Source organism: Pseudomonas sp. 2, assembly GCF_056627435.1.
Genome location: NZ_JBWXNG010000010.1, coordinates 26,819 through 50,978 on the forward strand (window position 1 = coordinate 26,819; position 24,160 = coordinate 50,978).

The window sequence follows — 24,160 nt, forward strand, 5'->3', positions numbered from 1 at the left end:
GCGATTTCTGGCTTAAATGCCCGGCATCGACCGCCGTTTTCGGCCCCTTCCTCAATCGTCATCGGACTGACCCGCCATGAGCACTCCGCTGCAAGGCACTGCGCGCGTACATGAAGCTGCACGGCCCGAACTGGGTATTTTGTTGTGCCTGTTGTCGATGCTGGTGTTCGCCAGCCAAGACGGGATCACCAAGGTGCTGGTCAAGGACTTGCCGGTGATGCAACTGGTGATGGTGCGCTATTGGGTGTTTCTGCTGTTTGCCATCGGTTACTGCACGTTTCGCGGCGGCGGAGTACGGGCGGCCAGCCGCAGCAGTCATCCGTTCTTGCAGATCATTCGCGCGCTGCTCGGGGTGGGCGATATCGTGCTGTTCGGCGTGGGCTTGCGTTATCTGGGGCTGGCCGAGATGCATGCGTTGTACGCGGTGTTTCCGTTGATGACACTGGGCCTGGCCGGGTTTTTCCTCAAGGAGTTCATTGGCCTTCGGCGTTGGATCGCCGCCGGGGTCGGGTTTCTCGGCACGGTGGTGATTCTGCGTCCGGGCAGTGGGGTGTTCGAGCTCGCGGCCCTGATTCCGCTGGTGTCCGCGCTGGGGTTCGCATTGTTCAGTGTGCTGACTCGGCGCATCAGCCAGGACGATTCCTTCGCCACCAACATGCTCTACATGGGTGTGTTCGGCGCGATCGCAGTGACCGTGCTGGGGCTGCCGCTGTGGGTAGCGCCGACGCCGATCGAATGGGTATTAATGGGGATTCTGTCGATGACCGGGGTGGTGGCGCAGTTGCTGTTGCTGCAGGCGCTCAGGTTCGCCACGGCGTCGACGCTGCAACCGTTCAACTATTCGCTGCTGGTGTTCGCCACCCTGATCGGCCTGCTGGTCTTTGGCGAGCTGCCGGATCAATGGACCATTATCGGCGCCTGTCTGGTGATCGTCGGCGGCCTGTATGCGGCCCGGGTGAAGAGCTGATCACGATAAGCGCAAGAGAGAAAATCGATCGAGTTAATATGTTTTTCACATCGAAGTGGCTATAGTGGCCACCGTTGTTGGGGAGTAGCCTGCTCGGGCTCGGTGTCAGTCGGGATTTCGAGCGTTCGTTGTCAACATTCTCGGCTCAAAGCCGTGGCGCGAACACCTTTCGGTTGGCGAGACCAGCGATGCATCCATGCCTGAAGTCGGGCGCGTGGTCGCATCGTTGTCTCTATAGCCCGACTGGAAACTGACCGTGAACCCCATTTCCCTGATTTTCCTCGCCCTGGCCATGTCCACGGACGCCTTCGCGGCGGCCATCGGCAAAGGCTCCAGCCTGCACAAACCCCGTTTCAGCGATGCCCTGCGCACCGGCGTGATCTTTGGCGTGATCGAAGCCATCACCCCCATCGTCGGCTGGGGCATCGGCCAGGCGGCCACTCAGTACGTCGAGAACTGGGACCACTGGATCGCCTTCACGCTGTTGCTGATCCTGGGCCTGCACATGATCTACAACGGCTGCAAGCACGAAGACGAAGAGGACGAAAAACCCGATTCCCATTCCTTCGTCATCCTGGCGATCACCGCTTTCGCCACCAGCATCGATGCGCTGGCGGTGGGCGTGGGGCTGGCGTTCGTCAACGTCAACATCCTGGTGGCGGCCGGCGCCATTGGCCTGGCGACCACGGTCATGGTCTCCATCGGCGTGATGCTGGGGCGAGTCCTGGGTACGGTGGTGGGCAAACGTGCCGAGATCATCGGCGGGATCGTGCTGATGCTGGTGGGCGCGACGATTCTCTACGAGCATCTCAACGCCTGATGAAGGGCAAGCGGCGCCACTGGCGGGCGCCGCTTGCAGCCAGGTTACTCTTTGACGTCCATGAACTCTTCGGCCCACGCCACGTAGTTTTCCGGCAACGTGTAGGTGTGGGTCAGCTCGGTGGCGCTGAGGTTCTCGGTGCTGTGGGTGACCTGGCGCTGGGCACGCAGGCAGTCGTAAGTGGCCTTGATCGAGGCGAAGTACGCCGCATGGCCAGCGACGATGATGCGCACGCCCAGGCGGGCCAGGCGCTCGAAGTCGTTGAGCTTCGGATTGCCGTAGGTCACCAGCATCAGCGGCACGGTCAGTTTGGCCGAGACCTGCTCCAGGTGCTCGAAGTCCTTGATGCCGACGATGCAGATGCCGTCCGCGCCGGCCTTTTCATAGGCCTGGGTGCGCTCGATCAGGTCCTCCACCGACAGCACGTTGGCGTTGGTGCGGGCGATGATCGCCAGTTCCGGATCGCAACGCGCTTCCAGTGCCGCCTTGACCTTGCCGATGCCTTCTTCGATGGAAATCAGGTCCGTGGACTTGCGGCCGAATTGCGCCGGCAGCAGGGTGTCCTCGATGGTCAGCGCCGCAACACCTGCGCGCTCCAGCTCTTCGACCGTGCGCATCACGTTCAGCGCGTTGCCGTAGCCGTGGTCGGCGTCGGCGAGGAAGGGCAGTTGTGCGACGCGGCCGATGCGAGTGGCCTGCTCGACGAACTCGCTCAGGGTGATCAGGGCGAAGTCCGGCGCAGCCAGTACCTGCAACGAGGCCACCGAGCCGCCGAGGATCCCGACTTCGAAGCCCAGGTCAGCGGCAATGCGCGCCGACATCGGGTCGAAAACGGAGGCGGTGTCGTAGCACTTGCTGGAGGCGAGAAGCTCGCGGAAATTACGGCGCAGGGCGGTGTGGGACATTCTGGACATGACGTTTCCTGTTCTGGCGATCTTCACTGATGCCATTTCATATGCTCATAGGTGCGGCGAGACTATCACGCCTGTAAACCGTGGGTTATGTCGTTTGGGAATGGGGTATACGGGATGCACATGGGCCGATGAATATGGGTGCTGAAACGTTCCTTCGTGCACCGTTTTCGCGCATTTTCCTCGTGATTTCCGGCATTTGCCGGAACTGAAAAAGCCAGCGGTTCCCGGGGGCGGGACGCTGGCTTTGACGAGGCTGGATCAGCCGCTCAGGCGAGGGTGATTTCGGCGTTGATATTGCCGCGCGTGGCCTTGGAATACGGGCAGGCTTCGTGGGCGGCTTCCAGCACTTTCTGCGCGGTTTCGCGGTCCAGGCCCGGCAGGCTGACTTTCAGGCGCGCCTGAATCAGATAACCGCCTTCGTTGGTGCCCAGGTCGACTTCGGCATCGACGCTGGTGTCGGCCGGCATGGCCACTTTCATCTTCTGCGTGACCACGCCGATGGCGCCGATGAAACAGGCCGACCAGCCGGCGGCGAACAGTTGTTCGGGGTTAGTCCCGTCGCCCTTGGCGCCCGGCGACGACAGCTTGATGTTCAGCCGGTTGTCGTGGCTGGCGGCAGCGCCGTCGCGTCCGCCGTCGGTGTGGACCTTGGCGGTGTACAGCACTTTGTCGAGGTTCTTGCTCATGATGTGCTCCAGTGATGAGTGCCATTCAATGAGGATGAGTCGGCCCCTGCGCGGGGCCGATTCAAGTGTCGCCTGCTTTTGCGGTTTGTCGAATCGCTCGCAGGCGCCGGCCGCTTCCTCAGTGGCCCGCGCTCTGGCCGCCGTCGACATGGAGGATCTCGCCGGTCACGAAGTTGGCGCTGTCCAGGTACAGCACCGCGCCGACGATGTCTTCGACTTCGCCCATGTGCCCGACCGGGTGCAGCGCGCCCAGTGCGGCGTGGGTTTCCTCGCCGTGCATCGGCGTCTTGATGATGCCGGGGGAGACCGCGTTCACCCGGATGCCGCGCTTGGCGTATTCGATCGCCAGGGACTTGGTCGCCGCATTCATGCCGCCCTTGGTCAGCGAGGCCATGACCGAAGGCACGCCTTCCACCGCGTGGTCCACCAGCGTGGTGGTGATGCTGACCACGTGGCCGCCGTCGCCCTGTTTTTCCATCTGCGCGATGGCCAGCTGCGACATGCGGAAGAAACTGGTCATGTTGGTGCCGACGATCTGCGCGTAGTCCTCAAGGCTGTATTCGGTGAAGGGTTTGGCGACGAAGATCCCGGCGTTGTTGACCAGCGTGTCGATGCGGCCGAAGCGGGCCACGCCTTCGCGGATGATCTTCTCCGCGGTGGCCGGGTCGGCGATGTCACCGGCCACGGTCAGGATGTCCGGATCGGTCGAAGGCTTGATCGAGCGGGAGGTGGCGATGACCCGATAACCCAGTTTGCGGAAACCCGCGACGATGCCTGCGCCCAGGCCCTGGGATGCGCCGGTGACGATAACGACTTTGGAATGGCTCATGATGAATCCTCTTTAAATGTAGGAAAGCGTTCTTAATGAATGGGGTAATGTTTCAGGCCGTTGCAGGCGCTTGCGCCGTTTCCCGCAGGACCTGTTCGTAGTACTCGACGGACTGGGAACCGGTAACCAATTGACGGCCGTTGATCACCAGGGCCGGAACCGAGTTGATCCCGCGGTCCTGATAAAACTGCTCAAGTTCACGCACCTCGCTGGCGAATTGGCCGCTCGCCAGCAGCTCTCGCGCCGCCGTGCTGTCCAGCCCGGTTTCTGCGGCCAGGCGGACCAGTGTTTCCACGTCGTCCGGGTTCTGGCCGTCGCTGAAGTAGGCCTTGAGCAAGGCGTGCTTGAGCGCCACTTGGCGACCTTCACCCGCCGCCCACAACAGCAGGCGGTGGGCATTGAAGGTGTTGTAGAAGTGGCTGCGTTTTTCCAGATCGAACGCAAAACCCATGGCCCTGCCACGCTCGGTGACCATGTCATTGCGCGCAGCCACTTCAGCAGCCGTACGGCCATATTTGCGCATCATGTGCCTGACCGCGTGCTCGCCCTCGGCCGGCATGTCGGGGTTGAGTTCGAAGGGTTTGTAGGTCAGCTCGACCTTCACTTCGCCAGCAAGGTTGGCAATGGCTTGCGCAAGGGCTGTGGCGCCCAGCGCGCACCAGGGGCAGACCACGTCCGAGACGAAGTCGACGCTGACGCTGCGGGTCACGATTTCGACTCCGAGAGGCTCTTGCGGTACTCGGTGGTGGTGATCCCGGCGTAACCCCAGTTATCGGTGTCCACTTCCTCGATCACGATGTGCGTCAGGTGCGGGTCCTTGTTCAGGACGGTTTCCATGGTCTTGGTGATTTGGGCGATGACCTCGGCTTTCTGCTCTTTGGTCACGCCATCGCGGGTGATGCGAACGCTGATGAAAGGCATGAGTGCAACTCCAGTGTGCGACCCGTCGGTGTGACCGGTCAGCAGGTGGAGTGGACTTTAAGAAGTTGCGGGCGGCGGATAAATGAGGGGGCGGGTACTTCATTTGTGATGCGGTGTAATGAATCCCTCGGTAGATTCAAACACCCGGAAACGAAAAAGCCACGGGGTTTGCGCCCCGTGGCTTTCTTGTTGCTGCGAGAACGTCAGGCGTATTACAGCGCCATGTCGTTCGCAGGCTTGCTTTCAACCGGCTTGGCTGGCTCGGTGCGGGTGCCGACGCTCTGGTCGATCACCGGCGGCTTTTCCAGCTGCAGGATTTCAGCGGTGTAGTTCCACTCTTGCTGAACAGCTGCAGGCGAGTCATTCAGCTTGGTGCCGTAGCTCGGGATGATCTGGTGGATCTTGGCTTGCCACTCAGGCGTCGCGACCTTGTCCTTGAAGACCTTTTCCAGCACGTTCAGCATGATCGGTGCAGCGGTCGAAGCGCCTGGCGAGGCACCCAGCAGAGCCGCGATGCTGCCGTCCTGAGACGAGACCACTTCGGTGCCCAGCTTCAGCACGCCGCCTTTCTCGGCATCACGCTTGATGATCTGCACGCGCTGGCCGGCCTGCCACAGACGCCAGTCTTCTTTCTTGGCGTGCGGGAAGTATTCCTGCAGCGCCTTGAAGCGGTCGTCGTCGGACAGCATCAACTGACCGGCGAGGTACTCGACCAGCGGGTACTGCTCGATGCCCACTTTGGTCATTGGCCAGAAGTTGTGGGTGGTCATGCTGCTGAACAGGTCCAGGTAGGAGCCTTCTTTCAGGAACTTGGTGGAGAAGGTGGCGAACGGGCCAAACAGGATCACGCGCTTGCCGTCCAGCACGCGGGTGTCCAGGTGCGGAACCGACATGGGCGGTGCGCCGGTGGAGGCGATGCCGTAGGCCTTGGCCATGTGCTGCATGGCCACGGTCGGGTTCTCGGTGACCAGGAACGAACCGCCGACCGGGAAGCCTGCGTACTCGCGGCCTTCCGGAATGCCGGATTTCTGCAGCAGTTTCAGGGCGCCGCCGCCGGCACCGATGAACAGGAACTTGGCGTCGGTGGCGCTGCTGGTGCCGTCCTTCAGGTTCTTGTACTCGACGTGCCAGCTGCCGTCTTCGTTGCGGGTGATGTCGTTGACTTCGGTGGACAGCTTGAGCTTGAAGTTCTGACGGGTCTGCAGCGAGGACACGTACTGACGGGTGACTTCACCCCAGTTGACGTCGGTGCCGATCGGCGTCCAGGTGGTCGCCAGCTTCTGGTTCGGGTCACGACCTTCCATCATCAGCGGGACCCACTTGGCGATCTGCGCCGGGTCTTCGGAGTACTGCATCGGGCGGAACAGCGGGCTCGCCTGCAGGGCTTCGTAGCGCTTCTTGAGGAACTTGATGTTGTCATCGCCCCACACGAAGCTCATGTGCGGAGTGGTGTTGATGAACGAGTGCGGGTTTTTCAGCACGTCGCTGCGCACTTGCCAGGCGAGGAACTGGCGGGTCACCTGGAAGGCTTCGTTGATTTCGATGGCCTTGGAGATGTTGACCTTGCCGTCTTTGTCTTCCGGGGTGTAGTTCAGTTCGGCCAGGCCCGAGTGGCCGGTACCGGCGTTGTTCCAGCCGTTGGAGCTCTCTTCGGCGACGCCGTCCAGACGCTCGATCATTTCCATCGACCAGCCCGGCTCCAGCTCGTTGAGCCAGACGCCCAGGGTCGAACTCATGATGCCGCCGCCGATCAGCAGCACGTCCACTTTCTTGGTGTCTGCGGCGTGTGCCTGCAGCATGCCCAGCGACACTGCCAGCCCCAGCAGCGCCTTGCTCGTGTTTTTCAGCATTGTGTTATCCCGTTGATCGAACATTATCCGCCTGCCGTTCTTATTGGGGGCGAGGCCGGAGCTGCTGCGCCATTCATGTGTTGGCGTGCACGCAATTCCGGTTTCGCGCCCGACGGGCGAGGAGGTAGGGTTCAAGGTCGATAGACGCCCCTTGAGTTCTGTGTCCCTCCGCGCTGGCTTTTTGTTGGATCATTGGATTCAGCAGCTTGAGTAAACAGCAATCCGCTGCTCGGTCCGGTCATCAGGTCCAGACATGGGGCAGCGGGGGCGGGATTGTACCTGAAATGTGATTTACGACAAAACGTGTGACGAATTAGTCAATTGGCCAATGTGTCACAGGTGGCTGATTGGTGGCGCTGGGCGCTGGTTTGTTCTGATCAAGATCAAGAGCGTTCTTCCTAACGTCAGACCTGTTTCGACTTCGTCGAGTTACTTGGGTGTCTTTTCCAAGTAACTCGACGAAGTCGAAACAGGTCTCGCGTTAGCGAGAACCTATCAGCCGCACCTCGGATTCGGATATGACCCACTACTCAACGTCATTGAGACCGCCCACGCCGTTGACGTTGCACAAGCGCGGTAGGTGGCAATGACCTTGGCCTTCACCCAATCGGGTTCGCTTTTTCCCGCTGGCATCACCTAAGCTTTGCCATTGTGCCGCCGATAACGCGGATAAGCGGCGTCTTGCCGCACCTCAAGTGGCCTGAGACTGTGTGAAATAGCTTGATGGCGAGTTGATGTTGGCTATCATCTGCCCCCGCAAAACCGGGAGCGGCGAAGCCGACCCGTTGTGTAATTGCCCCTGGGCTGATTTTTTCTCCCGTGACAGGAATCTCGATGCTGGCGTGGAACCAAAAAAGCTTTCTGATCGTCGATGATTTCTCCGATTTTCGTAGCTCGGTCAGGTCGATGCTGCGTGAATTGGGCGTCAAGGAAGTGGACACCGCCGATAACGGCGAACAGGCGCTGAAGATGTGCTCGCAGAAGCGCTATGACTTCGTCCTGCACGATTTCAACCTGGGCGACGGCAAGAAGAACGGCCAGCAGGTGCTCGAAGACCTGATGACCGACAAGCTCATCAGCCATGAAAGTGTGTTCGTCATGGTCACCGCCGAAAACAGTCAGGCGATGGTCATGAGCGCGCTGGAATGGGAACCCGACGCCTACCTGACCAAGCCGTTCAACCGCGCAAGCCTGGCCCAGCGGCTGGAGAAGATCGTCCAGCGCAAGAACCTGCTCAAACCCATTCTCCAGGCACTGGATCGCGGCAAGCCCGCAGAAGTGCTGGCTGCATGCGTGAACCTGACCAAACAGGACCCGCGTTTCGCCCCGTTGTGCCTGCGCTACAAGGCCGACGCGTTGCGTGACCTGAACCAGCACGAGCCGCTGGAAGCCTTTCTCAAATCGATTCTCGCCGATCGTCCGCAACCCTGGGCCTACTCGGCGCTGGGCAAGTTGCTGCACAAGCGCGGACGCAACGCCGAGGCGCAGACCGTTTATGAAGACGCGATTCGTGCCTTCAATACCATGCCGGTGCTGTTCGACGGCCTGGCCGATGTGCTGATCGCCCTGGGCGATCGCAAGCGCGCGCAGAAGATGCTCGAAGAGGCCGTGCGGCTTTCGCCTTACGCAGTGCGTCGTCAGCGCCTGTTGGGGCAACTGGCGCTGGAAAACAAGGACTTCGACGGGGCTTCCAGGGCCTATCGCCAGGCGGTTTCCCAAGGGCAGTTCTCCCGCTTCAAGGACCCTGAAACCAACCTCGGCCTGGCTCAGGCGTTGATCAGCCGTGGCGGCGAGCGCGGGCTGGATGCGCGTACGCGGGTGGAAATCAACCAGACCCTGAGCGACGTCGCCAAGGAACACACCAACGACGCCGGCCTGCAGGTGCGCGCGCGCCTGATGAAAGCCACCAGCGTCGCCAGTTCCGACCCGGAAATGGCCGCCAAACTCACCGAGCAGGCCATGGCCCGGCTCGAGGGCATGGAGCAGTTCCTGAGTGCCGACGCGGCGCTGGCCGTGGCCGCGCAGCTCACCCAACTCGGGCAGGAGTCAGCGGGCGCGGGCATTCTGAAAAGCTGCGCGGAGATCTACGGCGATGACCCGGTGGTGATGCAGAACATCGCCAAGCAGACCAGCGATCCGGAAATCCTCAGCGCTGGCAAGGCGGCCATCGACCTCAACATGCAGGGCATCAAGAGCTATCGCGCGGGCAAGCTGGGCGAGGCTCAGGACCTGTTCCGCCAGGGCCTGGCGCTGCAACCCAAGAACATCAGTATCGCCCTGAACATGGCCCAGTCGCTGTTGCACATGGGCGTGCAGAATCTCGATGCGGCGAGCCTGGCCGAGTGCCAGAACAGCCTGAAAATGGTGGGCAAGATGCCCGAAACCGACCCGCGCTACGAGCGCTACCAGAAACTGCGACTCAGGGCGTTCGGCGAATGAAGGATCAGGATCAGGGGCTGGATTTTTCCATGGTGATCGCCTCCACCGTGCACGACATGAAAAACTCCCTGGCCTCGCTGATCCAGGCCCACGCTCAGTGGCTCGGCCAGTTGCCCGAGGCCCAGCGCGGCACCCCTGAGCAGGGCGTGATCGACTACGAATTCGCCCACCTGAACGGCATGCTGGTGCAACTGCTGGGCTTGTACAAACTGGACGTGAACCAGCTGCCGCTGCGCCCTGATTATCACGAGCTGGACGACTTCATCGAGGCGCAGCTGGCGTTTCATCAGGAAGTGCTGGCCAGCCGTGGGATCAACGCGCGCTACAGCGTCGATGACTTCGGCCTGCCGGGGTTCTTCGACCGTGAGCTGATCGGTTCGGTGGTGTCCAACGTGGTGATCAACGCCATCCGCTACGCCCGCAGCGAAGTGTTGATCACGGCGGGGCAGGTGGGTGAGCAGCTGGTTATCAGCGTCAACGACGACGGCCCGGGTTTCCCGGAAACGATGATCGCGCAGCAGAGCGACTACGTGCTGGGCATCAACCAGAGCAGCGGCAGCACCGGCCTTGGCCTGTACTTTGCCGCCAACATCGCCCGCCAGCATCAGCGCCAGGGCGTGCACGGGCATATCGAGATTGCCAACGGCGGCGAGCTGGGCGGCGGGTTGTTCAGTATCTACCTGCCGTGATGATCATTGATCCCCGTAGCAGCACGGCTTGCCGGCGGGTGCGTCCTCAAGATCGCCCCGCCGGCAAGCCGTGCTGCTACGTATGAGGCGCCTGCATTTTCTCAGCGCTTGAGCGACTTGTCCGACACCAGAATCGACACCGGCACCTCGTTGAGCACCAGGGTGTAGTTCAACTGGCCGATGGGCTGTGGCAGGTCGCTGTCGACATATTCCCCTGAAGAATCCGTCAGCTTGGCAATCAGTTGCCCGGCGCGATAAATGCGCAGCGGTTGCTTGCTGCCTTCGCTGATCCGCCAGCGCAGGCGCACGGTGCGGTTGTCCGGGTTCAGTGTGGCGGAAAGCTGCCGCACGCCGAGGTGGCCGAGCAATGGCACGCCGTCGATGACGTAGCGCTCGGCATCGGTGTTGATGCCCAGGTGCGTGAGGATGGTCGGCGCGATGTCGGCCTCGCTGGCGTAGCCGTAAAGCCCGCCGAACCCTGGGTCGTCAGGGTCGTGGATCGGTTGGGTCAACTGGGCGTTGGCCGGTTTGTTCAGGCCGATGAACGCGGTTTTTTCGCTGCGGCTCTGTTCGCCGTGGTCGTAGCCGTCCGGCAGCCGTCTGCCATGGTCGGTGGTGATCATCACCAGCCAGTCCTCGTCGGCGTTCTCGCGCTTGCGCTTGCTCAGGGCGTCCAGGATCAGCCCGATCTGTCGGTCGGATTTGGCGATAGCGTCCTGATAACTCGGGCCGAAGCCGCTTTCGTGACCGGCGTCGTCGGGCTGGTCCAGGTGCACGAAAATGAAGTCGAAATTGCCGGTGCGCAGCTCCTGGATGGTGCGCTCGGTGACGCATTGATCGTCGCCGCCGCACTTGACCCCCAATTCGATGAAACCGGCCGAGAGATCGTCGGCGAAGTTGTCGTTGATGGGGTTCCAGCTGACGATGCTGGCGGTGTGGCGGGTCGGCGACGACAGGCTGATCAGCTTGAACAGGCTGTCGGTCTTGTTGCGCAGGCCGCTGTCGTTGCTGGCGATGCGATGGCGGTTGGCCCAGGCGCCGGTCAGCACTGTGGCCCAGCCGGGGCCGCTGAACGTGCTCTGTTGGGTCGAGGTGTCCTTGATGCCGCCGGTGTAGCTCATGGCCGGTTGTAACGAGGCGATCACCGGCGCCTTGCCGGCGTCGATCACTTGCCTGAGTTGCTCGTACTGCACCCCGTCGATACCGATTAACAGGGCCTTGTGCCGATGAAAATCGACCGCATCGCCCAGCAGCATGTTCTTGAGCAGCAGCGCAGCCAGAAGACCCAGGAGCAAGCCGATGCCGCAGAGTCTGGCGATGGAGTACATGTTAAACCTCATGTTGAGGTCGCAAGTAAGGCATGGGCGAGCGACGAGTCCTTGTCGATGGTGAAACGGGCTCTATTGGTTATAGCCAATTTCTGGAGGGAAGGAGGGCGAGTGTCCATTCATTTGAGTGTGTGTACCCATGTGCGCACATAATCCCCGTAGCAGCACGGCTTGCCAGCGGGTGCGTCCTCAAGATCGCTCCCGCTGGCAAGCCGTGCTGCTACGGGGAGGTGGAGTAAATTTCTACAGTTTCAGGCCTTGCCCCAACACCACATTCAGCGCATTGCGCGCGTCATCCAGCTGCACCAGCGTTGCATGATGGGCGCCGAGGGCGTCGCGGTTTTCGATGGCGGTGAGGATCGCCTTGTGCCGGGGCAGGGCGAGTTCGTGCAGGTTGGGGCGCTTGTTCGAATGCTTGAGCGCCTCGCGCAGTGCCAGTGACAGCATGTTGCACAGATGCGCCAGCAGATCGTTATGGGTGGCATCGGCGATGCGGCTGTGGAAATCCAGGTCCGGCTGCAGCACGTCGTCCACGGTGGGCGCGGCGGCCATGCGCTCGTAGGCCTCACCGATCGAGGCGACTTCTTCCGGCGTGGCATGCTGCGCGGCCAGTGCGGCGGCGGCCGGTTCGATGATCGCCCGCACGCTGGTCAACAGGGTGAAGAACTCGTTCTGCGGCGAGCTCTGCATCAGCCAGTGCAGCACGTCGGGGTCGAGGATGTGCCACTCGCGACGGGGTTTGACCACGGTGCCCACCCGCGGCTTCGAATAGACCAGGCCCTTGGCTACCAGTACCCGGGTGGCTTCGCGCAGTACCGGGCGGCTGACCGCGTATTCCTCACACAGCAGCGCTTCGGCGGGGAGCTTGTCGTCGGGCTTGAAGTGCCCGGAAACGATCTGCATGCCGATGTCCTGGACGATGCGCGAATGCATGCTTTTGCGGTCGGAGGGCTTACGGTAATCCATGGGGCGCGAGGCGATCCTGAGCGGTGGGTGCGGCGCATCATAGCAGAGGGCACGGACCGGGATGCTGGTGATCCGGTTGACGACAAATGGCTTGTGGGAGTGAGCTTGCTCACGAAGTGGCTTGAGCGACCGATAGATCGTGGTGATCGAACCATGGCTTTCGTGAGCAAGCTCACTCCCACAGGGGAGCAGTGGTGATTAACGTTCCTTCAATGCGTCAGTGAGAATGCCTCGGCACCTCCGCCCCGCGCATCCCCACCAGGAAGTCGAAGTCGCAACCCTGGTCGGCCTGCATCACATGGTCGATGTACAGCTGGCGATAGCCACCGATCAGGTTATGCTGCGGCGCTTGCCAGTCGGCCAGGCGCGCTTGAAGTTCATCCTGCGGGATATCCAGGTGCAGGCGCCCGGTCTTGCAGTCCAGCTCGATGTAGTCACCTTCGCGCACCACGGCCAGCGGCCCGCCTGCTGCGGCTTCCGGCGCAACGTGCAGGACCACGGTGCCGTAGGCGGTGCCGCTCATGCGTGCATCGGAGATACGCACCATGTCGGTCACGCCCTGGGCCAGCAGCTTGGCCGGCAGGCCCATGTTGCCGACTTCGGCCATGCCCGGATAACCCTTGGGCCCGCAGTTCTTCATCACCAGGATGCTGCTGGCGTCGACGTCCAGTTCCGGGTCGTTGATCCGCGCCTTGTATTCGTCGAAGTTCTCGAACACCACCGCGCGGCCGCGATGCTGCATCAGCGCAGGGGTGGCTGCCGATGGCTTGAGCACTGCCCCCAGCGGCGCCAGGTTGCCGCGCAGCACGCAGATGCCGCCGTCAGCCACCAGCGGGTTGTCGATGGCGCGGATCACTTCGTCGTCGCCGTAGATGGGCGAGCTTTGCACGTTGTCCCAGAGCGTCTTGCCGTTGACTGTCAAGGCGTTCGGGTTGGGGATCAAATTGTTCTCGCCCAGACGACGCAGCACGGCAGGCAGGCCGCCGGCGTAGTAGAACTCTTCCATCAGGAAACGCCCGGACGGCTGCAGGTCGACGATGGTCGGCGTGCCGCGACCGATGCGGGTCCAGTCGTCCAGTTCCAGGTCCACGCCAATGCGCCCGGCGATGGCTTTCAGATGGATCACGGCGTTGGTCGAGCCACCGATGGCGGCGTTGACGCGAATGGCGTTTTCGAAGGCTTCGCGGGTGAGGATTTTCGACAGGCGCAGGTCTTCGTTGACCATCTGCACCGCGCGCATGCCGGACATGTGCGCCAGCACATAGCGACGCGAATCCACCGCCGGAATGGCGGCGTTGTGCGGCAGCGAGGTGCCCAGCGCTTCGGCCATGCAGGCCATGGTCGAAGCCGTGCCCATGGTGTTGCAGGTGCCCGCCGAGCGCGACATGCCGGCTTCGGCGGAGAGGAATTCGTCGAGGCTGATCTGGCCTGCCTTATAAGACTCGTGCATCTGCCAGACGATGGTCCCGGCGCCGATGTCCTTGCCCTTGTGCTTGCCGTTGAGCATCGGCCCGCCGGTGACGACGATGGCCGGCACGTCACAACTGGCCGCGCCCATCAGCAGGGCAGGGGTGGTCTTGTCGCAGCCGGTCAGCAGCACCACGCCATCGATGGGGTTGCCGCGAATCGCTTCCTCCACGTCCATGCTCGCCAGGTTGCGGGTGAGCATGGCGGTGGGGCGCAGGTTCGATTCGCCGTTGGAGAAGACTGGAAATTCAACCGGGAAACCGCCGGCTTCGATGACGCCACGTTTGACGTGTTCGGCGATGGTGCGGAAGTGGGCGTTGCAAGGGGTCAGTTCAGACCAGGTGTTGCAGATGCCGATGATCGGCTTGCCCTGAAACTGATGGTCGGCAATGCCCTGATTTTTCATCCAACTGCGGTACATGAAGCCGTTCTTGTCGGCGGTACCGAACCATTGGGCCGAACGCAGGGTGGGTTTTTTGGTATTGGACGGGGCATCAGACATAAATCAGCACTCTTATTGTAAGACTAAAGGCTTTGCGTGCTGACTAAAATAGGCCTAAAAAGCCCTGAGTGGAAGTGTTGTCACGTTAAATAGTAATACTATATAGTCGTTTCCCATCGAAGGACGACCTCTGCCGGACGCATTCCGGGCCGGCACACACGAACCAAGAGGCGCTCCGCGACGCTTTCCATAACAAAAACAAACGTGGAGACCGCTCACATGAGCCAGGAACTCAGGCTTATCCGTCGTATCACGCTCAAGCTCATCCCCTTTCTGATCCTGCTGTACCTGATCGCCTACGTGGACCGTTCCGCGGTCGGGTTTGCCAAGTTGCACATGGGTGCGGACGTCGGCATCGGCGACGCGGCCTATGGCCTGGGCGCGGGGCTGTTTTTCATCGGTTACTTCCTGCTGGAAATCCCCAGCAACCTGATGCTTGAACGCTTCGGCGCGCGGCGCTGGTTCGCCCGGATCATGATCACCTGGGGTGCGATCACCATGGGCATGGCGTTCGTTCAGGGGCCGACCAGCTTCTATGTCATGCGCTTTCTGCTCGGTGCCGCCGAGGCGGGCTTCTTCCCCGGCGTGCTGTACTACATCACCCAGTGGTTCCCGGTGCGCCATCGCGGCAAGATCCTGGGCCTGTTCATCCTCTCGCAACCCATCGCCATGATGATCACCGGGCCCATTTCCGGCGGCCTGCTGGGCATGGAGGGCATCGGTGGGCTGCACGGCTGGCAGTGGCTGTTCCTGTGCATCGGCGCGCCGGCGATCCTGCTGACCTGGCCAGTGCTGCGCTGGCTGCCGGACGGCCCGAACGATGTGAAGTGGATCGACCCGGTGGAAAAGAACTGGCTGGCCGGCGAGCTGAAAAAGGACCTGGAAGAGTACGGCCAGACCCGCCACGGCAATCCGCTGCATGCGCTCAAGGACAAACGCGTCCTGCTGCTGGCGCTGTTCTACCTGCCGGTGACCCTGAGCATCTACGGCCTGGGCCTGTGGCTGCCGACCTTGATCAAGCAGTTTGGCGGCAGCGACCTGGTGACTGGCTTCGTCTCATCGGTGCCGTACATCTTCGGCATCGTCGGCCTGTTGATCGTGCCGCGCAGCTCCGACCGCCTCAACGACCGCTACGGGCACCTGGCCGTGCTGTACGTGATCGGCGCGCTGGGCCTGTTCTTCAGCGCGTTCCTCAATGCCCCGGTGCTGCAACTGGCCGCGTTGTGCCTGGTGGCGTTCTCGCTGTTTTCCTGCACCGCCGTGTTCTGGACCCTGCCGGGCCGCTTCTTCGCCGGGGCCAGTGCGGCTGCGGGCATCGCGTTGATCAACTCGGTGGGCAACCTGGGCGGCTACATCGGCCCGTTCGTGATCGGCTGGCTGAAAGAAATCACCGGCAGTCTGGCATCGGGCCTGTATTTCCTGTCGGGGGTGATGGTCTTCGGCCTGATCCTCACCGGCGTGGTCTATCGCGTGCTCGAGCGCAGGCACGTGTTGCCGGAATCCGAATTCGCGGCCAGCGCCCGCGGTTCTCGTTCATGACGCAGCTTTTGTAGGAGCGCGCTTGCCCGCGACCGGACTGCCAGCATCGAGTGTGTTGGCTGACAGAACGCAATCGCGGGCAAGCGCGCTCCTACGGGGTTGTGCAAATCATCTGGAAAGGAGACACCCATGCATTTGGTTCAATTCGAATTGGGTAATGGCCAGCGTCGCGTCGGCCTGGTGGACGGCGCACTGGTGCGCGAGATTCAGGGCGCGACCAGCACCCGCGATCTGGCGCTGGCCGCCATCGACAAGAAAATCTCCCTGGCCGAGCAGGTCGACAGCCAGGGTCTGGGCGACAGTCACGATTACTCGCAGCTGCGCGCTGACCTGCGCATCCTGCCGCCGCTGGATCACCCCGATCCGGCTCACCTGCTGGTCAGCGGCACCGGTCTGACCCACCTGGGCAGCGCCTCGGCCCGGGACAAGATGCACCAGCATGGCAACGACGAGTCGGCCATGACCGACACCATGCGCATCTTCAAATGGGGCATCGAGGGCGGCAAACCGGCGGCGGGCGAGGCGGGCGTACAGCCGGAGTGGTTCTACAAGGGCGATGGCAGCATTGTCGTGCGTCCGGGCGAAGCCTTCGCGCAGCCGCCGTTTTCCGAAGACGCCGGCGAAGAGCCCGAGCTGAGCGGCCTTTATGTCATCGGCCACGACGGCAAGCCGTATCGGCTGGGCTTTGCCATCGGCAACGAGTTCTCCGACCACGTCATGGAACGCAAGAATTACCTGTACCTGGCCCACTCGAAACTGCGCGCCTGCTCGTTCGGCCCGGAGCTGCGGGTCGGCGATCTGCCTGCGCACCTGGCGGGCACCAGCCGCATCCTGCGCGACGGTCAGGTGCTCTGGGAGAAGGAGTTTCTGAGCGGCGAGGCGAACATGTGCCACAGCCTGGAAAACCTCGAATACCACCACTTCAAGTACAGCCAGTTCCTGCGTCCGGGCGATGTGCACGTGCACTTCTTCGGCACCGCGACCCTGTCGTTCGCCGACGGCATCAAGACTCAGCCGGGGGATCGTTTCGAGATCAGCCAGAGCGAGTTCGGTGCGCCGCTGGTCAACGGCATTGCGCCGGTGGAGGCGGTGTTTGTGCCGGGCGGGATTACGCAGCTCTGATCGCCACCTTGCCCCTGTGGGAGCGAGCTTGATCGCGAATGCGTCAGATCAGTCGACGTCCAATCAACTGACCCAGCGCATTCGTGAGCAAGCTCACTCCCACAGGTTCATCGTCCTTTCGCACGCATAACAACAATCGAGGTGCGCCCATGACCGCCAACGCCATCCCGCTGGATCAGCTCGACACCGACGCCCTGGAAGACCGCATCTACCGCAAGGTCAGCTGGCGCATCGTGCCGCTGTTCATCTGCTGCTTTCTGTTCGCCTATCTGGACCGGGTCAACATCAGCTTCGCCAAGCTGCAGATGGCCAGCGACCTGGGCTTCAGCGAAACCATCTACGGCCTGGGCGCGAGCCTGTTCTTCGTCGGCTATTTCCTGTTCGAGGTGCCCAGCAACGTGTTGCTGCACCGCATCGGCGCGCGCATCTGGATCGCCCGGATCATGGTGTCCTGGGGCATCGCCTCGGCCTGCATGATGTTCGTGCAGACCGAGTTCTGGTTCTACACCCTGCGTTTTCTGATTGGCGTGATGGAAGCCGGATTCGTCCCCGGCGTGCTGTATTTCTTCACCCAGTGGTACCCGAGTACGCGGCGGGCGCGGGTCAATTCCTACTTCAAAAGCTCCATTTGCCTGTGCGGGATTGTCGGCGGTCCGATTGCCGGGCTGATTCTCGGCCACTTCGACGGGGTCATGGGCCTCGCCGGCTGGCGCTGGCTGTTTCTGCTGGAGGGCATTCCCTCGGTGCTGTTGGGCGGCGTGGTGTTCTGGCTGGTCAAGGACCGCATCGAAGACGCGCCCTGGCTTAGCGCCCAGGAGAAGCAAGTGGTACTGACCCGCATGGCGCAAGAGGTGCAGCCCAAGACCTCGCAAAAGGTCAAAGACATCTGGAAACACCCGACCACCTACGTGATGTCCGCGATTTACCTGTGCCTGGTCATGGCCCTGACCGGATTGCTGTTCTGGATGCCGCAACTGATCAAGACCGCCGGCGTGACTGACACCATGGACATCGGCCTGCTCACGGTCATTCCGTACGTGTGCGCGGTGGTCGGCAACCTGTTGATCGGCGCCAGTTCCGACCGGCGCGGCGAGCGTCGCTGGCACATGGTCGGGTGCGCCACGCTGACGGCAGCGGGCTATCTGGTCTGTGCGCTGTTTCCCGGGCAACTGCTGCCGCTGATGGTCGGCATGAGCGTGATCATGACCGGCATCATCGCCTGGATGCCGATCTTCTGGACGGTGCCACCGCGTTTCCTCAGCGGCATCGCGGCCGCAGCAGGCATTGCCCTGATCAACTCGCTGGGGCAGCTGGGCGGCATCATCGCGCCATTTATGGTCGGCCGCATCAAGGATCTGACCGGCACTGCCACGCCTGCGCTGTTTGCCCTGTTCGCCGTCAGCGTGCTGGCCATCGGGCTGATCGTCTGGGGGATTCCGGCGCGCTATTACGCCCGAGAAGCCACTCAAGGCTGATCGACCGGACAGGTTTTCAAGGCGCCGGCCACTCCACACCGGCGCCTTTTGACCTATCATTCGCGCTTTCACCTATGCGAACGACTGCCATGACCACCACCCCGGAAAACCTGCGCGCCCTCCTGCAAGCGGCGCTGACGTCCCAGAGCATGCTGGAAATCGACGGCCTGCACGCCTTCGAATTCACCCTGGACGAGATGCTGCAGATCGAAAGCATGGACGGCCGCGAGCGCAAGGTCTGGCGCTTCTCACTGGCCCAGGTCGACTCCGCCGAGTTCGACAGCGCCCTGCAGAGCTGGGTCATTAACGATGGCAATGCCGACCACCGGATCGTCGTGCTGGATGCGTTTGCCGGTAGCGACGAAGAAGACGAGTAATCGCAATCCCCTCAGTAGGAGCGAATTCATTCGCGAAGCGGCGGTGCATCCAACGCATATCTTTCGCCTGAACGATTGTTCGCGAATGAATTCGCTCCTACAGATCGCTGTCATACCGCCAACAACTCCAACAACGAGATCACCCCAATGACTCCCAGACTCCTGCCCTGGCTGGTACTCGCCAGCAGCCTCACGGCTCTTTCCGTACAGGCCAAGACCATGACCGATTACGACGTGCTGGTCGGTGCCTACACCGCCGGTAAAAGCGAAGGTATCTACCGCTACGGCTTCAACACCCAGACCGGCCAGCTCGAAGCCACGCCGCGTCAGGTGATCAAGAGCGAAAACCCGTCCTGGCTGACCCTCTCCAAAGACCAGCGCCACCTGTTCGCGGTCAATGAAAACGGCCCGGGCCAGGCCGACGTGGTCGGCAAGGTTTCAAGCTTTGCCATCGACCCCAAGACCCACGCGGTCTCCTTCATCAACCAGATCGACAGCAAGGGCGAGGAGCCGACCCACTCCAACCTGAGCCAGGACGGGCATTTCCTGTTCGTCGCCAACTACGCCGTGCACCCGGACCCGGGCGGTTCGCTGGCGGTGGTGCCGGTGGGCAAGGACGGCAAGCTGTCGCCCGTGGCGCAGACCGCGACCCACGAAGCGAGCAAGGTCAACCCCGAGCGCCAGGCCTCGTCCCACGTTCACTCCGCCGTACCGACGCCTGATGGCAAATACCTGGTTGCCATGGACCTGGGCGCGGACAAGATGTTCGTGTTCAGCTACGACCACAACCAGGCCCAGCCCCTCAAACCTGCGAAAACCCCGGCTGTCGATCTGCCGCCGGGCAGTGGCCCGCGCCATCTGCTGTTCAGCAAGGACGGCAAGCACGCCTGGCTGACCATGGAAATGAGCGCACAAGTGGCGGTGTTCGATTACAAGGACGGCGCGTTCAAGCGCACGCAACTGGTGGAACTGGCCAACCAGGAAGGCCAGCAATACCGCGCCGCCGGCGGCCTGCACACCTCACCGGACGGCAAGTTCCTGTACGTCGCCAACCGTGGCGAGGTCAACGAACTGTTGGTGTTCAGCATCAACGGCAATGGCCAGCTCAAGGAAGTCCAGCGCCGCTCGGTGGAGGGCAAGGAGCCGCGTGAGTTCGCCTTCGACCCTAGCGGGCAGTTCCTTTTGATCGCCAACCAGAAGAGCAACCAGATCGTCACCGTGCGCGTCGACTCGAAAACCGGCCTTCTGGGCGAAACCGTGCAGAAAATCGACTTCGATTCCCCCTCCGACTTCCGCTTCCTCACCGCCAAGTGACACATTGACGCAGGCTGCAGCCCTTGATTTTCATGGGCTGCGGCCATCTATTAATTGAAGTGATATGGGCTAGTGCCAGAAAAGATTTTTTCTGAAAGCCACTCGGGCGTAACTTTCATTCCACGGCCACGACGGTCAAGACTTGAAACGAAACACTACACCGAGGTACGCATCATGAACTTCAATCTCTTCTCCATCATCGCCGCGTCCGCCATCTCCGCCACCGTTGCATTGCCTGCCAGCGCCAGTGTCGAAGTGACCGATAAAAAAGTCAGCGCGACTCAGTCCTATACTCCGAAATACCTGCAACAAAGCGCCAACTTCTACGCTGCACTGGATCACAAGACTCAGTAATGAATAGCACTCAGGACGTGAATCCATTCCCCGTCAACGCTGCCCTCGCTACCGGGGAATGGATTTGCAAGAAACGCTTTGAATTGTTGTAACGGCTCGTAGTTGAAAGAACGCTTTCGCGAGCAACTTCGCCTTTAACAGGTTGATGCGACCCACTGACCACTGCGTGTCAGGCCATGTATCAAATGTAGGCGAGCTTGCTCGCGAAAGCGTTGAATTCCTCCCTTTGGTCCCCGTCTGCTGAACAAGCAATGGGGATTTTTTTATGCCTGGATTTTATTGGATATCACCAATCCACCGCATAACTCACACTCAAGGTCCGCCCCTGGGCATTAGGGTATGGCGCGCGGGCGTTGGCCTGGCTGAACAATGTCTGATACTGGCGATTGCTCAAGTTGTAGATACCGCCTTCCAGGCGCCCGACGGGTAATGGTTTCGAGCCCAGAAGATCGAACAAGGTATAACCATCGATTGGCCGACCGTTATTGTCCTTTGACGCCGCATCGTAACTGGCCAGGTGCATTGCCTGCAGGCGCACGGAATAATCATTGGGCCTGTATTCGGCGAACAGTGTGGTTTTTGCCGGAGAGACGCGGGTGGCCGGCAAATCGATCCATTTGCCATTCTGCCGGGTTTCGCCCTTGGCCCACGCGTAAGTCCCGCCCGCGCTCCAGCGATCGGTGAGGCGATAACTCAGGTCCGTTTCCACGCCCCGAACACGTTCGCGCTGGTTGATCAGGCGCAATACGCGGTCGTTGGCGTCGTAGAACTGCGTCACATCGGAGGTGTTCTCATAGGCGGTGGCCTGCATCTGCCAGCGGTCCCAGTTGCCGCGCCAACCCAGTTCATAACTGTCGACCTTCAACGCCTGGGCGTTGAGCCGGTTGATGTCATAGGTGCTGCTGACATCGCGCAAGTAGCGTTGAATGTCCGGCAGGGAAAAGCCCTGGCTGAAGTTGGCGAAAACTTCCTGAGCGTTGCTCAAGCGGTAGATCGCGCCGAGGTTGTACAGGGTGGCGTCGTATTTCAACGTACCGCCGGGCAGCGTGGCCCTGCGGCCGGTCTGGACGATTTCGCCGTAGGCGATGCTGTCGCTGATCCTGCTTTCAATCCAGGTCTTGCGCAGGCCGCCGCGCACTGTCCAGTCACCGATGTCGTAGGACAGCTGGCCGAAGAGCGCGCGGGTGTCGGTCTGCAGATCCGGCCCCAGCTCGAAGGTGGTGCCGGTCTTGCGATAGGTCAGGCCATCGACACTGTACTGATCGCCGCGCTGGCGTGAGCGCTCATGATCATAGTCCGCGCCCCACACCAGATTACCGGTGGCGTTGCCGATCGCCGGCATTGCGCTGTCGACCGCAGCGCGCAGACCGTACACGTCCTGCACGCTGTTGTTGTCGGAAATGCCTGCCTTGCCGCGTTTCAGATCGGGAAAGAACAGTGCGTCCGAGCGGCGCCAGTAACTTTCCAGTTGCAGGCTCTGGCCCAGCACGTCGGCGTCGCTGTAGGTCAGGTTGACCGCCTGGTTATGGGTGTAGGGCTGATCCTTCAGGCGCAGGCCCTTGATCGCCGTCGCCGCTTCGCGGTTTTTCGGGTCCTTGGTGTAACGCGTGTCTTGCTGATCCTTGTAGTCCTGCAGCGCAAGCCCGATCCTGCGCTCGGCGTCCAACTGATAACCCAGCCGCGCCTGCACGTCATAGGTGTCGGTGTCCATGTTGCTGCCCTGGGAGGTGTCCTGGGCAAGACGCTTCCCTTTGCCGTCGAACTGATCGTTGCGCTGGGTCAGCCCTGCCGACAGATACCCGTCGAGGGCGCCGAACCGCCCGGTGGCACTCTGAAAGGCCTCATAGGCAAAGCCTTCGGCGCGCAGGTTGTTCGCCGCGCTGATCCCGATGCGGCTGGAAAAGGCCGCTTCTTCGCCCTTGTTGCGTTTGGTGATGATGTTGATGATGCCGCCCGACGCACCGGCACCGTAGATGCTGCTGGCCCCGGAAATCACCTCGATGCGTTCGATGCTGTCGGGCGAGATGCTGTTCAACTGGCGGAAATTGTCCCGCGTCGAGTTCTGCGACACGCCATCGATCAACACCAGCAAGCTACGGCCGCGCAGGGTCTGGCCGAAATTGCTCATGCCCCCGGTGGCCGGCGCAAGGCCCGGCACCAGTTGCCCGATGATGTCCGCCACCCTGCGCCCGGCGGCGCTCTGCTGGGTGATCTGCTCGGCCTCGATCACCTGCACCGAGCCTGGAATCGAGGCGATGCTTTGCTGGGTCCGGGTGGCGGAAACCACCATCTCCGAGAGATTCAGCGTGGCTGGCTTGCCCGTGGTTTCGTTATCTTCGGCGAACACGGGAAGGCTGGCAGTTCCGAACAGCGGCACTAGCAAGGCAAGTCTATGTTTGATCATGGTGGGTCTTGTTGTGGGTGGAGGAAATCAGGAGAGGGTCCGAACGGCTCGCTGTTATCGGGTCGAGACAATGTTGACCGGCCGGATTCAAGCGGCGCAATTTACAAGCGAGAGGTGCGTGTATATGTCGTCCCTTGCCGATCGCCATTGCGGGAAATTTCTTATATTCGGCGAGTGGTTGTTGACATGAATTGAGTGCTGGATATTTGTCACGCCTATCGCCCTCATTGAGCGTTTAAATAATCAACCGAACTGATCTTCAGAATCGCTGCACATCGTTTTTCATTAATACCGCCAGCCCTCATATTTCGCTCCAGAAAACAGCAACATCCTGGAGCTTCTGTCATGGCCACTGCCATTCTCAATTCACTTAAACAAGGCGCATATATCGCCATCGCGTTGTATGTCGTTGTCATCGCAGTGGTCACTGTTGTCAGCCTCAATCCACAACTGAATGCACCGTCGCAGGTGTCCGTTCAATCGTCTGCTTTTGCGCTCGATGGCGCGGATGAACAGGCGAAGGGGCGTGCGTCGTGAGAGGGATGAAATTCTGGGTGATCGTGTTCTTTGCCGTTATCAACAACGGCTGCACGTTGCTGGGGCAGGGCGAGGGTTCGGTGGGCGGCGTGGCCCGCAGCCTGGAGTTTCGCAGCGAGATGGCCGAAGCGGTGGAAATGGTCCGGGCGCAATCGGTCAATGCCGGGAATCCGCCGCCTAAGATGGGCGAGGTGTTTTCATCGGTGTTTCAGTTGAGCCGCGTTTGACGTGGAACACTGTAGGAGCCGGCTTGCTGGCGAATGCGGTGTGTCATCCAAACCCGTTGGGACTGATACACCTCATTCGTCAGCAATCCAGTGTTGTCTCCTTTTTTGCGGTGACCCTGATGGGGTCAAGATCAAAGGCGTTCTTCCTAACGTCAGACCTGTTTCGACTTCGTCGAGTTACTTGGAAAAGTCGGGATGCCGCACCACCCAAGTAACCAAGGGCTTTTGCTCCTGGTTTGGCCCGACTTCGTCGGGTTCCTGAATGAAGGTCCCGCTCCGTGGGCCCGGCGCGAATGGGCCATCCATGGCCCCGCGCCTCGCGCGGCATCCTGCCGCTTGGCCCACTCCACGAGACCTCCATTCAGCCTGCACCCAAGTCGCGATTTTTGTCGTCTGGGCTATCGCACACGAAGATCAAAAGCCAGATCAAAAG

General features: G+C 61.3%; 22 protein-coding genes. 12 read left to right on the plus strand and 10 right to left on the minus strand.

All coding sequences use genetic code 11. The annotated features are described in order from the left end of the window. The first annotated feature begins 76 nt into the window (after positions 1-76). Together AC1MEK_RS17415 and mntP are read left to right on the plus strand one after the other, a co-directional pair. Positions 77-967 carry a DMT family transporter gene (locus AC1MEK_RS17415; RefSeq protein ID WP_480397523.1) on the plus strand — a complete coding sequence of 297 codons (891 nt, stop codon included), beginning with the start codon at positions 77-79 and terminating at the stop codon, positions 965-967. Between the two features lie 256 nt (positions 968-1,223). Beyond that, complete coding sequence (mntP, locus tag AC1MEK_RS17420; protein WP_480397524.1) at positions 1,224-1,787, plus strand: manganese efflux pump MntP; 564 nt, start codon at positions 1,224-1,226, stop codon at positions 1,785-1,787. Positions 1,788-1,831: 44 nt separating this feature from the next. Here mntP and AC1MEK_RS17425 read toward each other — a convergent pair whose 3' ends face one another. From AC1MEK_RS17425 to mqo, 6 genes are all read right to left on the minus strand, one after another. After that, entirely contained in the window at positions 1,832-2,701 is an 870-nt protein-coding gene (locus AC1MEK_RS17425; RefSeq protein ID WP_480397525.1) for an isocitrate lyase/PEP mutase family protein, read from the minus strand. Between the two features lie 266 nt (positions 2,702-2,967). Further along, positions 2,968-3,387 carry an organic hydroperoxide resistance protein gene (locus tag AC1MEK_RS17430; protein ID WP_480397526.1) on the minus strand — a complete coding sequence of 140 codons (420 nt, stop codon included), beginning with the start codon at positions 3,385-3,387 and terminating at the stop codon, positions 2,968-2,970. Between the two features lie 118 nt (positions 3,388-3,505). Beyond that, positions 3,506-4,216: an SDR family NAD(P)-dependent oxidoreductase gene (locus AC1MEK_RS17435; RefSeq protein WP_480397527.1), complete on the minus strand. Its 711-nt coding sequence runs from the start codon at positions 4,214-4,216 to the stop codon at positions 3,506-3,508. 52 nt (positions 4,217-4,268) lie between these two features. Continuing rightward, positions 4,269-4,925 (minus strand): DsbA family oxidoreductase, encoded by a 657-nt coding sequence (locus AC1MEK_RS17440; protein WP_480397528.1) that lies wholly within the window; start codon positions 4,923-4,925, stop codon positions 4,269-4,271. Continuing rightward, complete coding sequence (locus tag AC1MEK_RS17445) at positions 4,922-5,137, minus strand: tautomerase family protein (RefSeq protein ID WP_480397529.1); 216 nt, start codon at positions 5,135-5,137, stop codon at positions 4,922-4,924. Before AC1MEK_RS17445 ends, AC1MEK_RS17440 begins: the two co-directional genes overlap by 4 nt. A 212-nt stretch (positions 5,138-5,349) precedes the next feature. After that, the gene (gene mqo / locus AC1MEK_RS17450; RefSeq protein WP_480397530.1) at positions 5,350-6,987 is read right to left on the minus strand and encodes a malate dehydrogenase (quinone); all 1,638 of its coding nucleotides are present in this window, start codon (positions 6,985-6,987) and stop codon (positions 5,350-5,352) included. Positions 6,988-7,821: 834 nt separating this feature from the next. Here mqo and AC1MEK_RS17455 point away from each other — a divergent pair. Together AC1MEK_RS17455 and AC1MEK_RS17460 are read left to right on the plus strand one after the other, a co-directional pair. Beyond that, positions 7,822-9,426, plus strand: a complete 1,605-nt coding sequence (locus AC1MEK_RS17455; protein ID WP_480397531.1) for a response regulator — start codon at positions 7,822-7,824, stop codon at positions 9,424-9,426. Beyond that, a complete protein-coding gene (locus AC1MEK_RS17460) occupies positions 9,423-10,115 on the plus strand; it encodes a sensor histidine kinase (protein WP_480397532.1) in 693 nt (230 codons plus the stop codon). Before AC1MEK_RS17455 ends, AC1MEK_RS17460 begins: the two co-directional genes overlap by 4 nt. Positions 10,116-10,216: 101 nt before the next feature. On the opposite strand, the gene AC1MEK_RS17465 is transcribed toward AC1MEK_RS17460, so the two are convergent. From AC1MEK_RS17465 to AC1MEK_RS17475, 3 genes are all read right to left on the minus strand, one after another. Continuing rightward, the gene (locus tag AC1MEK_RS17465) at positions 10,217-11,443 is read right to left on the minus strand and encodes an alkaline phosphatase family protein (protein WP_480397533.1); all 1,227 of its coding nucleotides are present in this window, start codon (positions 11,441-11,443) and stop codon (positions 10,217-10,219) included. Positions 11,444-11,686: 243 nt separating this feature from the next. Beyond that, complete coding sequence (locus AC1MEK_RS17470) at positions 11,687-12,409, minus strand: FadR/GntR family transcriptional regulator (RefSeq protein ID WP_480397534.1); 723 nt, start codon at positions 12,407-12,409, stop codon at positions 11,687-11,689. Positions 12,410-12,626: 217 nt separating this feature from the next. Next, entirely contained in the window at positions 12,627-14,378 is a 1,752-nt protein-coding gene (locus tag AC1MEK_RS17475; protein WP_480397535.1) for an IlvD/Edd family dehydratase, read from the minus strand. 219 nt (positions 14,379-14,597) lie between these two features. Between AC1MEK_RS17475 and AC1MEK_RS17480 the strand changes: the two genes are divergently transcribed. The 6 genes from AC1MEK_RS17480 (at position 14,598) to AC1MEK_RS17505 (ending at position 20,559) form a co-directional block, all read left to right on the plus strand. Beyond that, positions 14,598-15,917, plus strand: a complete 1,320-nt coding sequence (locus tag AC1MEK_RS17480; protein ID WP_480397536.1) for an MFS transporter — start codon at positions 14,598-14,600, stop codon at positions 15,915-15,917. Between the two features lie 129 nt (positions 15,918-16,046). Then, positions 16,047-17,039, plus strand: coding sequence for an AraD1 family protein (araD1, locus tag AC1MEK_RS17485; protein WP_480397537.1), 993 nt, complete (start codon positions 16,047-16,049; stop codon positions 17,037-17,039). 149 nt (positions 17,040-17,188) lie between these two features. After that, a complete protein-coding gene (locus tag AC1MEK_RS17490) occupies positions 17,189-18,514 on the plus strand; it encodes an MFS transporter (RefSeq protein WP_480397538.1) in 1,326 nt (441 codons plus the stop codon). An 89-nt stretch (positions 18,515-18,603) separates the two neighbouring features. Further along, positions 18,604-18,891, plus strand: coding sequence for a DUF5629 family protein (locus tag AC1MEK_RS17495; RefSeq protein WP_480397539.1), 288 nt, complete (start codon positions 18,604-18,606; stop codon positions 18,889-18,891). A gap of 147 nt (positions 18,892-19,038) precedes the next feature. After that, positions 19,039-20,205: a lactonase family protein gene (locus tag AC1MEK_RS17500; RefSeq protein WP_480397540.1), complete on the plus strand. Its 1,167-nt coding sequence runs from the start codon at positions 19,039-19,041 to the stop codon at positions 20,203-20,205. A 174-nt stretch (positions 20,206-20,379) separates the two neighbouring features. Continuing rightward, the gene (locus AC1MEK_RS17505; protein WP_480397541.1) at positions 20,380-20,559 is read left to right on the plus strand and encodes a hypothetical protein; all 180 of its coding nucleotides are present in this window, start codon (positions 20,380-20,382) and stop codon (positions 20,557-20,559) included. Positions 20,560-20,845: 286 nt separating this feature from the next. Here AC1MEK_RS17505 and AC1MEK_RS17510 read toward each other — a convergent pair whose 3' ends face one another. After that, positions 20,846-22,963, minus strand: coding sequence for a TonB-dependent receptor (locus AC1MEK_RS17510; protein WP_480397542.1), 2,118 nt, complete (start codon positions 22,961-22,963; stop codon positions 20,846-20,848). A 345-nt stretch (positions 22,964-23,308) separates the two neighbouring features. Here AC1MEK_RS17510 and AC1MEK_RS17515 point away from each other — a divergent pair, with 345 nt between their 5' ends. Next, a complete protein-coding gene (locus AC1MEK_RS17515; protein ID WP_480397543.1) occupies positions 23,309-23,500 on the plus strand; it encodes a hypothetical protein in 192 nt (63 codons plus the stop codon). Further along, the gene (locus AC1MEK_RS17520; protein ID WP_480397544.1) at positions 23,497-23,727 is read left to right on the plus strand and encodes a hypothetical protein; all 231 of its coding nucleotides are present in this window, start codon (positions 23,497-23,499) and stop codon (positions 23,725-23,727) included. Before AC1MEK_RS17515 ends, AC1MEK_RS17520 begins: the two co-directional genes overlap by 4 nt. Positions 23,728-24,160 lie beyond the last annotated feature (433 nt).

Bases quoted from the DNA above. Each gene is read 5' to 3' on its own strand.
- AC1MEK_RS17460 (WP_480397532.1), top strand. From the start codon at position 9,423: ATGAAGGATCAGGATCAGGGGCTGGATTTTTCCATGGTGATCGCCTCC.
- AC1MEK_RS17515 (WP_480397543.1), top strand. From the start codon at position 23,309: ATGGCCACTGCCATTCTCAATTCACTTAAACAAGGCGCATATATCGCC.
- AC1MEK_RS17430 (WP_480397526.1), bottom strand. From the start codon at position 3,387: ATGAGCAAGAACCTCGACAAAGTGCTGTACACCGCCAAGGTCCACACC.
- AC1MEK_RS17495 (WP_480397539.1), top strand. From the start codon at position 18,604: ATGACCACCACCCCGGAAAACCTGCGCGCCCTCCTGCAAGCGGCGCTG.
- araD1 (WP_480397537.1), top strand. From the start codon at position 16,047: ATGCATTTGGTTCAATTCGAATTGGGTAATGGCCAGCGTCGCGTCGGC.
- AC1MEK_RS17465 (WP_480397533.1), bottom strand. From the start codon at position 11,443: ATGTACTCCATCGCCAGACTCTGCGGCATCGGCTTGCTCCTGGGTCTT.
- AC1MEK_RS17490 (WP_480397538.1), top strand. From the start codon at position 17,189: ATGACCGCCAACGCCATCCCGCTGGATCAGCTCGACACCGACGCCCTG.
- AC1MEK_RS17455 (WP_480397531.1), top strand. From the start codon at position 7,822: ATGCTGGCGTGGAACCAAAAAAGCTTTCTGATCGTCGATGATTTCTCC.
- AC1MEK_RS17435 (WP_480397527.1), bottom strand. From the start codon at position 4,216: ATGAGCCATTCCAAAGTCGTTATCGTCACCGGCGCATCCCAGGGCCTG.
- AC1MEK_RS17475 (WP_480397535.1), bottom strand. From the start codon at position 14,378: ATGTCTGATGCCCCGTCCAATACCAAAAAACCCACCCTGCGTTCGGCC.
- AC1MEK_RS17505 (WP_480397541.1), top strand. From the start codon at position 20,380: ATGAACTTCAATCTCTTCTCCATCATCGCCGCGTCCGCCATCTCCGCC.
- AC1MEK_RS17425 (WP_480397525.1), bottom strand. From the start codon at position 2,701: ATGTCCAGAATGTCCCACACCGCCCTGCGCCGTAATTTCCGCGAGCTT.
- AC1MEK_RS17470 (WP_480397534.1), bottom strand. From the start codon at position 12,409: ATGGATTACCGTAAGCCCTCCGACCGCAAAAGCATGCATTCGCGCATC.
- AC1MEK_RS17500 (WP_480397540.1), top strand. From the start codon at position 19,039: ATGACTCCCAGACTCCTGCCCTGGCTGGTACTCGCCAGCAGCCTCACG.
- AC1MEK_RS17415 (WP_480397523.1), top strand. From the start codon at position 77: ATGAGCACTCCGCTGCAAGGCACTGCGCGCGTACATGAAGCTGCACGG.
- mqo (WP_480397530.1), bottom strand. From the start codon at position 6,987: ATGCTGAAAAACACGAGCAAGGCGCTGCTGGGGCTGGCAGTGTCGCTG.
- AC1MEK_RS17445 (WP_480397529.1), bottom strand. From the start codon at position 5,137: ATGCCTTTCATCAGCGTTCGCATCACCCGCGATGGCGTGACCAAAGAG.
- AC1MEK_RS17480 (WP_480397536.1), top strand. From the start codon at position 14,598: ATGAGCCAGGAACTCAGGCTTATCCGTCGTATCACGCTCAAGCTCATC.
- AC1MEK_RS17510 (WP_480397542.1), bottom strand. From the start codon at position 22,963: ATGATCAAACATAGACTTGCCTTGCTAGTGCCGCTGTTCGGAACTGCC.